The organism is Pseudomonas sp. GL-RE-26, assembly GCF_019956275.1.
Lineage (GTDB): Bacteria > Pseudomonadota > Gammaproteobacteria > Pseudomonadales > Pseudomonadaceae > Aquipseudomonas > Aquipseudomonas grandcourensis.
In genome coordinates this window covers 147,937-162,118 of sequence record NZ_JAHBDI010000077.1, presented here as the reverse complement: position 1 = coordinate 162,118, position 14,182 = coordinate 147,937, and the positions used below count along the sequence as shown (strand labels likewise).

General features: G+C 59.9%; 12 protein-coding genes. 11 read left to right on the top strand and 1 reads right to left on the bottom strand.

All coding sequences use genetic code 11. From position 1 onward, the window contains the following. Window positions 1-30: 30 nt before the first annotated feature. Window positions 31-1,137 carry an RHS repeat-associated core domain-containing protein gene (locus KGB07_RS27390; protein WP_080925243.1) on the bottom strand — a complete coding sequence of 369 codons (1,107 nt, stop codon included), beginning with the start codon at window positions 1,135-1,137 and terminating at the stop codon, window positions 31-33. A gap of 269 nt (window positions 1,138-1,406) precedes the next feature. On the opposite strand from KGB07_RS27390, the gene flhA reads away from it, so the two are divergent. From flhA to KGB07_RS27335, 11 genes are all read left to right on the top strand, one after another. Further along, on the top strand, window positions 1,407-3,536 hold the full coding sequence (gene flhA / locus KGB07_RS27385) for a flagellar biosynthesis protein FlhA (protein ID WP_223467201.1): 2,130 nt from the start codon (window positions 1,407-1,409) through the stop codon (window positions 3,534-3,536). A gap of 11 nt (window positions 3,537-3,547) precedes the next feature. Beyond that, a complete protein-coding gene (flhF, locus tag KGB07_RS27380; protein ID WP_046037693.1) occupies window positions 3,548-4,876 on the top strand; it encodes a flagellar biosynthesis protein FlhF in 1,329 nt (442 codons plus the stop codon). A gap of 116 nt (window positions 4,877-4,992) precedes the next feature. Beyond that, the gene (fleN, locus tag KGB07_RS27375) at window positions 4,993-5,823 is read left to right on the top strand and encodes a flagellar synthesis regulator FleN (RefSeq protein ID WP_007975361.1); all 831 of its coding nucleotides are present in this window, start codon (window positions 4,993-4,995) and stop codon (window positions 5,821-5,823) included. Continuing rightward, on the top strand, window positions 5,820-6,560 hold the full coding sequence (gene fliA, locus KGB07_RS27370; RefSeq protein ID WP_007894214.1) for an RNA polymerase sigma factor FliA: 741 nt from the start codon (window positions 5,820-5,822) through the stop codon (window positions 6,558-6,560). The genes fleN and fliA overlap by 4 nt, the downstream gene beginning before the upstream one ends. A gap of 167 nt (window positions 6,561-6,727) precedes the next feature. Then, window positions 6,728-7,099, top strand: a complete 372-nt coding sequence (locus KGB07_RS27365; RefSeq protein WP_003183998.1) for a chemotaxis response regulator CheY — start codon at window positions 6,728-6,730, stop codon at window positions 7,097-7,099. 21 nt (window positions 7,100-7,120) lie between these two features. Next, entirely contained in the window at window positions 7,121-7,909 is a 789-nt protein-coding gene (locus KGB07_RS27360; RefSeq protein ID WP_046037692.1) for a protein phosphatase CheZ, read from the top strand. Between the two features lie 55 nt (window positions 7,910-7,964). Then, a complete protein-coding gene (locus KGB07_RS27355) occupies window positions 7,965-10,232 on the top strand; it encodes a chemotaxis protein CheA (RefSeq protein WP_223467199.1) in 2,268 nt (755 codons plus the stop codon). 48 nt (window positions 10,233-10,280) lie between these two features. Continuing rightward, window positions 10,281-11,411 carry a chemotaxis response regulator protein-glutamate methylesterase gene (locus KGB07_RS27350; RefSeq protein ID WP_223467197.1) on the top strand — a complete coding sequence of 377 codons (1,131 nt, stop codon included), beginning with the start codon at window positions 10,281-10,283 and terminating at the stop codon, window positions 11,409-11,411. After that, a complete protein-coding gene (locus tag KGB07_RS27345; RefSeq protein WP_223467195.1) occupies window positions 11,411-12,151 on the top strand; it encodes a flagellar motor protein in 741 nt (246 codons plus the stop codon). Before KGB07_RS27350 ends, KGB07_RS27345 begins: the two co-directional genes overlap by 1 nt. 277 nt (window positions 12,152-12,428) lie before the next feature. Then, on the top strand, window positions 12,429-13,319 hold the full coding sequence (gene motD / locus KGB07_RS27340; protein ID WP_046037688.1) for a flagellar motor protein MotD: 891 nt from the start codon (window positions 12,429-12,431) through the stop codon (window positions 13,317-13,319). Window positions 13,320-13,362: 43 nt separating this feature from the next. Further along, window positions 13,363-14,151, top strand: a complete 789-nt coding sequence (locus tag KGB07_RS27335; RefSeq protein WP_046037687.1) for a ParA family protein — start codon at window positions 13,363-13,365, stop codon at window positions 14,149-14,151. Window positions 14,152-14,182 lie beyond the last annotated feature (31 nt).

Here is a 14,182-nt window from a genome sequence, read left to right as displayed (position 1 = left end):
CTTATTGAGATTCAGTGGCAACGTTGTTTACTACAATATGAAATAAGTTGTCCTGATCTGTTTTGCCTTGGCTCTTAGCTCAACCCTATTTGGATGTTTGGCAGATAAAAGTCTTTTAGTATACATAAGGGCTGTTTGGCTCTTGGGGCGCAAGATGGATGGTATTTTTGGATTGATTGTGTTTGATGCTACGTCCTCCAGGCTTTGCGCGGAAAAGGAGTGGCTTGCATTTTCAAGAGGTGAGTATTGACCGTTTTTTATATATTCAAGTAAATTGCTTTGGTCAAATAGATTGGAAATGGCATCGGGTGTTGTATAGAGGTTTTCGCTGGGAAGTCTGGTTCTTTCTGTGTGCAAGTCGTTAAGGTAGATCTGGTCTAAATAATTTTCACGCTTTAACATTTCATTTATCTGATTGAGATCTGCTCGGGCTTTTACAGCTTGTTCTGGTGTTGTTCCAGGCCTCAAGAGAACTCTATTGGGTGCAATGGGGTTGTCGGGAGTCAGTGTTATCATTCCTGTTTTTTTTGCCACTGTTGCTGATGCGCGTCTTGCGCGAGTTATAAGATTTGTCACCCATTGAATAACAGCGTGTCCTTTAGCAGCGTGTCCATTAGCATCGTGTCGATTAATCGGATCTCCCAAGCAATATGTATACGAGTTGATTCCTCCTTCCCCGAATGGGCTCCAATTGTCAGGGCAGTTAAATCGCATCAATGCCGGATTAAACGCCCGATACCCATTCCCCAATAAATAATGTCCAGTCACCGTATCCGGCCGTTCGCCGTTAAAGCCCATAAGACTCGTCAATCCGCTTTCGGCCTGGCGATGGCCGTAAGGCGAGTAGGCGATGGGGTGTTGCTGTTGATCGGCTGTGAGGGTTTGCAGCACCGAGCGTTGCAGGTCAGTCGCCAGCAACGTGCTTTCAACGGCACCGCCCTGGCTCTTTTGTTGCGCCAGCAGGAGGTCGTTATTTTGAAAGACACTGAATCCGATCGCCCCCTGTATTTCGGTGGCCAAGCGGCTTTTGCAGTAAAAACGCTGGTGAGCGGGTGCATCCGGTTGAAGCTGGCTGATCAGGCGATCCAGAGGGTCGTACCTGTAGCGGCAACGCAGGATGGGTTGTGTGGATTCCATGAAGGTCGCTCCAGATTCTCAAAGGGAGGGCGATTGAGTGTCGGTCGATCAGTCTCAGGTGGGTACTAGCAGAACTGATAGGTTCGGTAATCCGTGCGACTTATGGCTAGCCATAAACACTGCAAAACCTGTGGGATCCGTGTCAGTCGCAGATGCCTGCGCCATACGCTCAATTCCTTTCTCGGCAAAAGTTGGAAAGCTTCTTGCAGTAGCCGCCCTGCGCCTGCTTCAGGCGTCAAAAGTTTGCTTTAAAGGAACGGGGAAAACCGGTGGATCGCTCTCAGTTAATCAACAGTGCCCGCACAAACGTTGCCGATCTCAGTCGAGGCAATCTGGGCGTGCCGCTGTTGCTGCTGGTCATGCTGGCGATGATGATGTTGCCGGTGCCGCCGTTCCTGCTTGACGTGTTCTTCACCTTCAACATCGCGCTGTCCATCGTCGTGCTGCTGGTGTGCGTCTACGCCTTGCGGCCACTGGATTTTGCGGTGTTCCCGACCATTCTGCTGGTGGCGACGCTGTTGCGCTTGGCGTTGAACGTGGCCTCCACCCGGGTGGTGATGCTCCACGGTCAGGACGGTCATGCCGCCGCCGGCAAGGTGATCCAGGCCTTTGGCGAAGTGGTGATCGGCGGTAACTACGTGGTCGGTATCGTGGTCTTCGCGATCTTGATGATCATCAACTTCGTCGTGGTGACCAAGGGTGCGGGGCGGATTTCCGAGGTGAGTGCGCGTTTTACCCTCGATGCGATGCCCGGCAAGCAAATGGCGATCGACGCCGATCTCAACGCCGGCCTCATCGATCAGAACCAGGCCAAGCTGCGCCGGATGGAAGTGGCCCAGGAAGCCGAGTTCTACGGCTCCATGGACGGTGCCAGCAAATTCGTTCGCGGTGACGCCATCGCAGGCCTGCTGATCCTGTTCATCAACCTGATCGGCGGCATGGCGGTCGGTATCTTCCAGCACGGCATGACCTTCGGCGACGCCGGCAAGGTGTATGCGCTGCTGACCATCGGTGACGGTTTGGTGGCGCAATTGCCATCACTGTTGTTATCGACAGCAGCGGCGATCATGGTGACCCGTGCCTCCGGTTCGGAAGACATGGGCAAGCAAATCAATCGCCAGATGTTCGCCTCGCCCAAGGCGCTGGCGGTAGCAGCCGGTTTGATGGCGGTCATGGGCCTGGTGCCCGGCATGCCGCACTTCTCGTTCCTGAGCATGGCGGCCCTGGCGGCCGGTGGCGCTTACCTGTTCTGGAAAAAGCAGAACGTCGCCAAGGTGCAGGCCCTGCAAGAGGTCAAGCGCCAGCAGGAACTGCTGCCATCGCCGGCCCGTGCCCAGGAAACCAAGGAGCTTGGCTGGGATGACGTGACGCCGATCGACATGATCGGCCTGGAAGTGGGTTATCGCCTGATTCCGCTGGTGGACCGCAACCAGGGCGGTCAGTTGCTGGCGCGGATCAAGGGCGTGCGCAAGAAACTGTCCCAGGATCTGGGCTTCCTGATGCCGACCGTGCATATCCGCGACAACCTCGACCTGGCGCCGAGCGCCTATCGCCTGACCCTCATGGGGGTGATCCTGGCCGAAGCGGAGATCTATCCGGATCGCGAGCTGGCGATCAACCCGGGGCAGGTTTACGGCACGCTCAATGGCATTACCGCCAAAGATCCGGCTTTCGGCCTGGAGGCGGTCTGGATCGAAATCAGCCAGCGCTCCCAGGCGCAATCCCTCGGTTATACGGTGGTCGATGCCAGTACAGTAGTGGCTACCCACTTGAACCAGATACTCTACAAACATTCCTGCGAGCTGATCGGTCACGAAGAAGTGCAGCAACTCATGCAATTGCTGGCCAAAAGCTCGCCAAAACTGGCCGAGGAGCTGGTGCCGGGCGTGGTTTCGCTGTCGCAACTGCTCAAGGTGCTGCAAGCGCTATTGGCCGAACAAGTGCCTGTGCGCGACATCCGCAGCATTGCCGAGGCGATCGCCAACAATGCCGCCAAGAGTCAAGATACCGCCGCGCTGGTGGCTGCCGTGCGGGTTGGCGTATCCCGTGCAATCGTCCAAAGCATTGTAGGCACTGAGTCGGAGCTGCCAGTTATCACGCTGGAGCCAAGGTTGGAACAGATATTGCTCAATAGTCTGCAAAAGGCAGGACAAGGCTCGGAAGAGGGCGTTCTGCTGGAGCCAAGCATGGCTGAGAAGCTGCAACGTTCGTTGATCGACGCGGCGCAGCGTCAAGAGATGCAAGGTCAGCCGGTGATTCTGCTGGTGGCCGGTCCGGTTCGCGCGATGCTCTCGCGATTTGGCCGGCTCGCAGTCCCGGGTTTGCATGTGTTGGCTTACCAGGAAATCCCTGACAACAAGCAAGTGACCATCGTTGCGACAGTAGGGCCCAACGGCTGAGGTAGTGGTTTATGCAAGTTAAGCGTTTTTTCGCCGCCGATATGCGTCAGGCCATGAAGCTGGTTCGCGATGAGCTGGGCGCTGATGCGGCCATTATTGGCAACCGCCGGATCGCCGGGGGGGTCGAACTGACGGCGGCGCTGGATTACAAATTGTCGGCGCTGGCGCCGCGGGTTCCGAACATGGAGCTCGAAGACGAACTGCGCAAGACTCAGTCGCGGATCGTCACCGCCCAGGCCGAATTGAGCCTGCGTGGCGATGGCGAGAGCGACAATGCAACCAATCGCCAGTTGTTCGCCGGCTTGCCGTTGACCGCCGCCGAACCGCTGATCGAGCCGACCTACGCCGAACCCCGTCGCCCCGCGCCAGCCGCTGCGCCAGCGTCCGGTGGTGTGGACCCGCGGGCGTTCGACTCGATGCGTTTCGAACTCAACAGCCTGCGCGAACTCATGGAAGTCCAGTTAGGCTCCCTGGCCTGGAATCAGCTGCAAGGCAGCCGTCCGGACCAGGCCAACCTCTGGCGTCGCCTGCAACGCATCGGCCTGTCCGGCCCGCTGTCGCGCGACCTGCTGGGGATGATCACTGAAATCGAAGAGCCTCGTCAGGCCTGGCGCATGTTGCTGGCGCACCTGGCGCGCATGATCGTTACCCCGGAAGTCGAGCCGCTGGAAGAGGGCGGTGTGATCGCCATGGTCGGCCCTGCCGGCATGGGCAAGACCACCACCCTGGCCAAGCTGGCTGCCCGTTACGTGCTCAAGTACGGCGCGCAGAACATTGCGCTGGTGAGCATGGACAGCTTCCGCATCGGTGCCCAGGAGCAGCTCAAGACCCTGGGGCGCATTCTTAATGTGTCGGTGACCCACGTCGATCCGGGCCAGTCCCTGGTGCAGGCGCTGGAACCCTTGCTGCGCAAACGCGTGGTGCTGATCGATACCGCCGGCCTGCAGGCCAGCGATCCGGCCCTGCGCATGCAGCTCGAAAGCCTGGCCGGTCGTGGCATCCGCTCGAAAAATTATCTGGTCCTGGCAACCACCAGCCAGAAACAGGTTCTAACGGCCGCTTATCACAGTTACAAGCGTTGCGGGCTCGCAGGCTGCATCCTGACTAAACTGGATGAAACGGCCAGTCTGGGCGAGGTGTTGAGCCTTGCCATCAGTCATGAACTGCCGGTGGCTTACCTGACCGATGGCCCGCGGATCCCGGATGATTTGCATCTGCCGCGCCGTCATCAATTGGTCAGTCGCGCCGTGAGCGTGCAAATGCAGGAAGAACCCAGCGAAGAAGCCATGGCTGACATGTTCGCTGACATCTACCACAGCCCGACCAAGCAGGTTGGCTGAGGTAATAATGAACAGTTTTTGTACCTACATCGATGGTCTGCCATGCATTGTTCCGTTTGTGAACGCGCAGCCAGTAATGTGGCCTCCGTCTATGCAAGACAAGGTAAAGAAATAACATGGGCAGCATGCATCCCGTACAGGTGATCGCGGTGACCGGCGGCAAAGGTGGCGTCGGGAAAACTAATGTGTCAGTGAACTTGTCCCTGGCTTTGGCCGAGCTTGGCCGGCGCGTCATGCTGTTGGACGCCGACCTGGGACTGGCGAACGTCGACGTTCTGCTGGGCCTGACACCCAAACGTACCCTGGCCGACGTGATCGAAGGCCGCTGCGAACTGCGCGATGTACTGCTGCAGGGACCCGGCGGCATCCGTATCGTTCCGGCCGCATCCGGCACTCAGAGCATGGTGCATCTGAGCCCCGCCCAACACGCCGGTCTGATCCAGGCCTTCAGTGATATCGGCGACAACCTCGACGTATTGGTGATCGACACCGCTGCGGGCATTGGTGAATCGGTAGTCAGTTTCGTTCGCGCAGCCCAGGAAGTGCTGCTGGTGGTGTGCGACGAGCCGACCTCGATTACCGATGCCTATGCCTTGATCAAGTTGCTGAACCGCGACTACGGCATGAACCGCTTCCGCGTCCTGGCCAACATGGCCCAGAGCCCGCAGGAAGGACGCAACCTGTTCGCCAAGTTGACCAAGGTCACGGATCGCTTCCTCGACGTCGCCCTACAATACGTCGGCGCGGTGCCCTACGACGAAAGCGTGCGCAAGGCCGTGCAGAAGCAGCGCGCCGTCTACGAGGCCTTCCCGCGTTCCAAGTGCTCGCTGGCGTTCAAGGCCATCGCGCAGAAGGTCGATACCTGGCCGCTGCCTGCCAACCCGCGCGGGCACCTGGAGTTTTTCGTCGAGCGGCTCGTGCAGCAGACAGCAGGACCTGTTCTATGACAGCCAGCGGCTACAACCTCTACAAGAAGTCGGCACGTGATGCGCAGTACGAGCTGATCGAGCGTTACGCGCCGCTGGTTAAACGCATTGCCTACCACTTGCTGGCGCGTTTGCCGGCCAGTGTCCAGGTCGAAGACCTGATCCAGGCCGGGATGATCGGCCTGCTTGAAGTGTCGACCAAATATGACGCCAGCAAAGGCGCCAGTTTCGAGACGTACGCGGGCATTCGAATCCGCGGCGCCATGCTCGATGAAGTGCGCAAGGGGGATTGGGCGCCACGTTCGGTTCACCGCAATACGCGCATGGTCAGCGATGCCATTCGCTCGATTGAAGCTAAAACCGGCCGTGACGCTAAAGATCACGAAGTTGCGGCCGAACTCCAATTGAGTCTCGATGATTACTACGGGATTTTGAACGACACCCTGGGCAGCCGGCTGTTCAGTTTCGACGACCTGTTGCAGGACGGCGAACACGAAGGGCTGCACGAGGATGGCGCGAGTGCTCATCTCGAGCCGTCACGCGATCTGGAAGATGAACGCTTCCAGGCTGCGCTGGCGGATGCGATTGCCAATTTGCCGGAGCGTGAGCGACTGGTGTTGGCGCTGTACTACGACGAAGAGTTGAACCTCAAGGAAATCGGTGAGGTCCTGGGGGTCAGCGAATCGCGGGTCAGCCAGTTACACAGCCAGTGCGCGGCCCGTTTGCGGGGGCGTTTGGGGGAGTGGCGAGCGCGCTGAAGGCAGTGTGGGGACACTGCGAACGAGGCTGGTGTGGTGTTGAACTGCGCCGGTCGCGATCTGTTGTGCTCCAGACAGTCATTGAGTGCTTTGCCGGATTGATTGAAATGGCGCGTTCAGGTGCTGGGCGCGTTTAAGACTGCTTGGAGGTCGAATTGGACAAGAACATGAAAATCCTCATCGTTGATGACTTCTCAACGATGCGGCGGATCATCAAGAACCTGCTGCGTGACCTTGGGTTCACCAACACCGTCGAGGCCGACGATGGCACTACCGCCATCCCGGTGCTCAACAGCGGAAGCATCGACTTTCTGGTAACGGACTGGAACATGCCTGGCATGACCGGTATCGATCTGCTGCGCCACGTGCGTGCCGATGAAAAGCTCAAGCACCTGCCGGTGCTGATGGTGACCGCTGAAGCCAAGCGCGAGCAGATCATCGAAGCGGCCCAGGCCGGCGTTAACGGCTATGTGGTCAAGCCCTTCACGGCCCAGGCGTTGAAAGAAAAAATCGAGAAGATTTTCGAACGCATCGGTTGATGAGTGCGCCACGGGGGAGCTATGGGCAATAACGAAACTTCATTGGGCGATTTTGAATCGACCCTGAAAAAACACGCCGTCGAATTGGTCGCGAGCCTTGAAAAAGGCAAGTTCGGCGACGCGGTGCAATTGATCCATGAGCTCAACCAGACCCGTGACCGCGGCCTGTATCAGGAAGTGGGCAAGCTCACTCGCGAACTGCATAGCGCGATCGTCAATTTCCAGATTGACCCGCACATGCCGCAAGCCGAAGAAGTGTCGCAGATCACCGACGCCACCGAGCGCCTGGGGTATGTGGTCAAGCTGACCGAGGCTGCGGCCAACCGCACCATGGATCTGGTGGAAAGTGCCACGCCGCTGGTCAATGGCCTGGCGGATGAAGCCAAGGTGTTGAGCGCGGACTGGGGGCGCTTCATGCGTCGCGAAGTCGGCGCCGAAGAGTTTCGTGAACTGGCCCGGCGGGTAGACGGGTTCCTGACGCGCAGCGGCACGGACAATCGCGCGGTGTCGGGCAACCTCAACGACATCCTGCTCGCCCAGGATTACCAGGACCTCACGGGCCAGGTGATCAAGCGTGTGACCCAGTTGGTCACTGAAGTTGAAAGCAACCTGCTCAAGCTCGTGCTGATGGCCAGTCAGGTGGACCGCTTTGCGGGCATCGAACATGACCGTGAAGCGATGCTTGCTGAAAAAGATCCACAAAAACATCTCTCTCAGGGTGAAGGTCCGCAGATTCATGCCGATAAGAGAGAAGACGTTGTGTCCGGTCAGGACGATGTGGACGATTTGTTATCCAGCCTGGGATTTTAGAGTTTTAGAATTTTAGGTTTTTTGGGTTTTTAGACCTGTAGGAGCACCCCCCTTAATGAGCTTCGGCGCCGATGAAGAGATCCTTCAGGATTTCCTGGTTGAGGCCGGCGAAATTCTAGAGCAACTGTCCGAGCAACTGGTCGAGCTGGAAAGCCGTCCGGATGATGCGGATCTGCTCAATGCAATTTTTCGCGGTTTTCACACTGTAAAAGGGGGCGCCGGCTTCCTCCAGCTCAACGAGCTGGTGGAGTGCTGCCACATCGCCGAGAACGTGTTCGACATCCTGCGCAAGGGTGAACGTCGCGTCGACTCAGAACTGATGGACGTGGTTCTCGAAGCGCTGGACGCGGTGAACAGCATGTTCAGCGAAGTCCGCGAACGCAGCCCGATCACGGCCGCGACACCGGAACTGCTCGCGGCGCTGGCCCGTCTGGCCGAGCCGCAATCGGCTGACGAGGTGGCTGCCGCACCTGTCGCCGCCTTGGTCGAAGCGCCTGTGGCTGAAGCCGAATCGGGCGATATCACCGACAATGAATTCGAACAACTGCTGGACTCGCTGAACGCCGTCAAGGCCCAGGCCGAGGCCCCGGCGGCTGCTCCAGCGCCTGCCAGCAATGCCGCTGGCAGCGATGAAATCACCGATGCCGAGTTCGAGTCGTTGCTCGATCAACTGCACGGTAAAGGCCAGTTCGCCGTCGATGCGGTGGTCCCGGCACCGGCTGCGCCAGAAGCCCCGAAAGCGGCGGGCGACAGTTCCGATATTACTGACGACGAATTCGAAGCACTGCTCGACCAACTGCACGGCAAGGGTAACTTTGCTGTCGAGGCGCTGGAGTCGGCCATTGCTTCGGTGCCTGCAGCCGCAGCACCAAGCGCGGTGGCGGCGGGCAGCGATCTGATTTCCGATTACGAGTTCGAAGCGCTGCTCGACGAATTGCACGGCAAAGGCAAGTTCACAGAAGTGGGCGCAACGGCTGGAACGGCAACCGGCGCCAACGCCTCGGTTGCGGCACCGGCAGTCAAGGCTGTGGCGCCGAAACCCGTGGCCAAGGCTCCTGAGCCAAAAGCCGAAACACCGGCCCCTGTGGTCGCTGCTGCACCGGCTGCTGCCCGCGCCCCGGCCGCGCCTCCTGCGGAAAAACCGGCGAGCGAAGCCGAGACCACCGTGCGCGTCGATACCGCGCGTCTCGACGAGATCATGAACATGGTCGGCGAGTTGGTGCTGGTGCGTAACCGCCTGGTCCGCCTGGGCCTCAACAGCGGCGACGAAGCCATGTCCAAGGCTGTGTCGAACCTCGACGTGGTCACCGCCGACCTGCAGACCGCGGTCATGAAGACCCGGATGCAACCGATCAAGAAAGTCTTCGGGCGCTTCCCGCGCCTGGTTCGCGACCTGGCTCGCCAGCTCAAGAAAGAGATCAACCTGGAACTGGTTGGCGAAGAAACCGACCTCGACAAGAACCTCGTCGAGGCCCTGGCCGACCCGCTGGTCCACTTGGTGCGCAACGCGGTCGACCACGGCATCGAATCACCGGAAGAACGCGAAGCCTCGGGCAAGGCCCGGGGCGGCAAGGTCATCTTGGCGGCCGAGCAGGAGGGCGATCACATCCTGCTGTCGATCTCCGATGACGGCAAAGGCATGGACCCGAATGTCCTGCGTTCCATCGCGGTCAAGCGCGGTGTGATGGACAAGGATGCCGCCGATCGTCTGAGCGACACTGAATGCTACAACCTGATCTTCGCCCCGGGTTTCTCGACCAAGACCGAGATCTCCGACGTATCGGGTCGCGGCGTGGGCATGGACGTGGTGAAAACCAAGATCTCCCAGCTCAACGGCTCGATCAACATCTACTCGGCCAAGGGCCAGGGTTCGAAGATCGTCATCAAGGTGCCGCTGACCCTGGCGATCATGCCGACACTGATGGTCATGCTCGGCAACCAGGCGTTCGCGTTCCCGCTGGTGAACGTCAACGAGATCTTCCACCTCGACCTGTCGACCACCAACGTCGTGGACGGCCAGGAAGTGGTGATCGTGCGGGACAAGGCGTTGCCATTGTTCTATCTCAAACGCTGGCTGGTCAGCTCCGCCGCTCACGAAGAGCAGCGCGAGGGCCATGTGGTGATCCTTTCGGTGGGCACTCAGCGGATCGGCTTTGTCGTCGATCAACTGGTGGGCCAGGAAGAAGTGGTCATCAAGCCATTGGGCAAAATGCTCCAGGGAACTCCGGGCATGTCCGGCGCCACCATCACCGGTGACGGCCGCATCGCGCTGATTCTCGATGTTCCGAGCATGCTCAAGCGTTACGCCACACGGCGTATTTGATTCTGGTGGAGCGGGGCGCCTGGCCTCGCTCCATCTAATGGAGTGTTTATGGCAGTCAAAGTCCTGGTGGTGGACGATTCGGGGTTTTTCCGCCGCCGCGTCTCGGAAATTCTTTCAGCGGATTCCAATATCCAGGTTGTCGGTACGGCGACTAACGGCAAAGAGGCGATCGATCAGGCACTGGCCCTCAAGCCCGACGTGATCACCATGGACTACGAGATGCCGATGATGGACGGCATCACCGCCGTGCGGCACATCATGCAACGCTGCCCGACCCCGGTCCTGATGTTCTCCTCGCTGACCCACGAAGGCGCCCGGGTCACCCTCGATGCGCTGGATGCCGGCGCGGTGGACTTCCTGCCGAAGAATTTCGAAGACATCTCGCGCAACCCCGAGAAGGTCAAGCAACTGCTGTGCGAAAAGATCCTGAGCATCTCGCGCAGCAATCGGCGCGTCAGCACTTACAGCGCTCCGGCCCCTGTGGCCGCACCTGCTCCAACACCTGCGCCTTCGAGCATCGGCAGTTACGGCAGCAGCGCGCCCGTGCGTCCGGCTCCGGCACCGATCCCTGCACGTACGCATGGGGCCACCGCGTCGTCGCCCGCGCCGAAACGCAAAGCCTACAAGCTGGTGGCCATCGGTACGTCCACCGGCGGCCCGGTCGCCCTGCAGCGAGTGTTGACCCAGTTGCCGGCCAACTTCCCGGCCCCGATCGTGCTGGTCCAACACATGCCGGCCGCCTTCACCAAGGCTTTCGCCGAGCGCCTGGACAAGCTCTGCCGCATCAGCGTCAAGGAGGCCGAGGATGGCGACATCCTGCGTCCGGGCCTGGCGCTGCTGGCGCCGGGTGGCAAGCAGATGATGATCGACGGCCGCGGCGCGGTGAAAATCCTCCCGGGTGACGAGCGTCTCAACTACAAGCCGTGCGTGGACATCACCTTTGGTTCGGCAGCCAAGACCTACGGTGACAAAGTTCTGGCGGTGGTCCTGACCGGCATGGGCGCCGACGGTCGCGAAGGCGCGCGCATGCTCAAGCAAGGCGGCAGTTCGATCTGGGCGCAGGACGAAGCCAGTTGCGTGATCTACGGCATGCCGATGGCCATCGTCAAAGCTGAACTCGCCGACGCGGTGTACAGCCTGGACGACATTGGCAAGCACCTGGTCGAGGCCTGTATCTGATGGATGTTCTAAGCCTGATTGGCATCATCATGGCCTTTGTCGCGATCATCGGCGGCAACTACCTTGAAGGCGGTCATCTCGGCGCCCTGGCCAACGGCCCGGCAGCGCTGATCGTGCTCGGCGGCACCATTGGCGCCGCGTTGCTGCAATCACCGATGAGTGCCTTCAAGCGCGCCATGCAGATCCTCGCCTGGATCCTGTTTCCGCCCCGTGTCGACCTGGCCGGTGGCATCGACCGCGTGGTGAACTGGAGCCTGACCGCCCGCAAGGAAGGCCTGCTGGGCCTTGAAGGCATCGCCGACGCCGAGCCCGACAACTACGCGCGTAAAGGCCTGCAACTGCTGGTTGACGGCGCCGAGCCGGAAGCGATCCGCAGCATTCTCGAAGTGGATTTCTACACCCAGGAAAGCCGCGATGTCGAAGCCGCGAAGGTCTTCGAAAGCATGGGCGGTTACGCGCCGACCATCGGCATCATCGGTGCGGTGATGGGCCTGATTCACGTCATGGGCAACCTGGGCGATCCGTCGCAACTGGGTAGCGGTATCGCCGTGGCCTTCGTCGCCACCATCTACGGCGTGGCCAGTGCCAACCTGGTGCTGTTGCCGATCGCCGCCAAACTCAAATCCATCGCGTTGCGCCAGTCGCGTTATCGCGAAATGTTGCTGGAAGGGCTCCTGTCGATCGCCGAAGGTGAAAACCCACGCTCCATTGAGTTGAAGCTCCAGGGCTTCATGGATTAAGGGAGTACAGGGCCTGCTCACAGTAAATGATGGAGCGCGCAGCGCCCTGCGAGCCGCAAGACTAGGCACGAGGAGAGAGGTTTGGTTGTTTCAAATGAACGACGAGTAACGACGTATTGCGGCGCGCAGGGCGCTGCCCTTCGGGTTGGCGCTGTGATTGCGCCAGGCTGCGTTGCGCGACTTGAGAAGGGAGAAGCCATTCTCGGCGTCACGCGCCTTACCTGGCACAATCACAGCGCCAACGCGCTGCATCATTTACTGTGAGCAGGCCCTGATCATGGCTCGTCGTCGACAACATGATGAACATGTAAACCATGAACGTTGGCTGGTTTCCTACGCCGACTTCATCACCTTGCTGTTCGCCTTTTTCGTAGTGATGTACTCCATCTCTTCGATCAACGAAGGCAAGTACAAGGTCATTTCCGAAGCGCTGATCGGGGTCTTCACTGATTCCGATCGTTCGCTCAAGCCGATCCCCATCGGTGACGAGCGGCCGAAGACCGTGACCCCGGCCAAGCCGCTGGTCAAGGACAGTGACCAGGTCGATGCCGGTGTTGCCGGTGCCAGCGATCCACTGAAAAGCATCGCCGACGACATCAGTGCGGCGTTCGGTGACCTGATCAGCTCCAACCAGATGACCGTGCGCGGCAATGAGTTGTGGGTCGAGATCGAGCTCAATTCCAGCCTGTTGTTTGGCAGCGGCGACGCCATGCCCAGCGACATCGCGTTCAACATCATCGACAAGGTCGCGGCGATCCTGAAGCCGTTCGACAACCCGATCCATGTCGAAGGTTTCACCGACGATCAACCGATCCGCACTGCGCAGTACCCGACCAACTGGGAGCTGTCCTCGGCCCGCTCGGCCAGCATCGTGCGCATGCTGGCGATGCAGGGGGTGAACCCCGGTCGCCTGGCTTCGGTGGGCTACGGCGAGTTTCAGCCGGTGGCCAACAACGCCACCGCTGAAGGCCGCGCCCGCAACCGTCGCGTGGTGCTGGTGGTGTCGCGCAACCTCGATGTTCGCCGCAGCCTGACCGGCACCGGAACCGCCCATGCGCAACCGGATGCCGCATTGAAGCGTGCTGGCACACAAACTGCACCGACACCGGTCAAGTCGCCGGTACGAGAGAGCGCCGTCAATTCTCCGTCACCCGCATTAACACGTTGAGCTATTTCTCGGTCGATCCATTCGGCCGGGAGGAACAATCCGAATGAGAGTCTGGGCAGTCGCCAATCAAAAGGGTGGTGTCGGTAAAACCACTTCCTCCATCGCTTTAGCCGGTTTACTGGCGGAGGCGGGCAAGCGGGTGGTCGTAGTCGATCTCGACCCCCACGGCTCGATGACCAGTTACTTCGGCTACGATCCCGACGCCCTGGAGCACAGCAGCTACGACCTGTTCCTGCACAAGGGCAGCGTGCCGCAAGGCCTGCCGGGTCAACTGCTGCTGTCGACCAGTGACGAACGCATCTCCCTGTTGCCCTCCAGTACCGCACTGGCCACCCTTGAGCGCCAGTCGCCGGGGCAGAGTGGCTTGGGCCTGGTGATTGCCAAGAGCCTGGCGCAACTGTGGCAAGACTTCGATTACGCCGTGATCGACAGCCCGCCCTTGCTCGGCGTGCTGATGGTCAATGCCTTGGCGGCGAGCCAGCAACTGGTGATCCCGGTGCAGACCGAACATCTGGCGGTCAAGGGCCTGGAGCGTATGGTCAACACCCTGGCGATGATCAACCGCTCGCGCAAACAGGCATTGCCCTTCACCATCGTGCCGACCCTGTTTGACCGCCGCACCCAGGCGTCCCTCGGAACGTTGCGCGTGCTGCGCGACAAATTCCCCGAGGAAATCTGGCAAGGCTACATCCCGGTGGACACGCGCCTGCGCGATGCCAGCCGCGCCGGTCTGACGCCTTCGCAATTCGATGGCAAGAGCCGAGGCGTTCTCGCTTACCGCGCGTTGCTCAAGCATCTGCTGGCGGCGCAACTTGTTGCGCAGGTGGCGTGACATGAGCCCAATGCCCGTAGCGCCCGCGCAG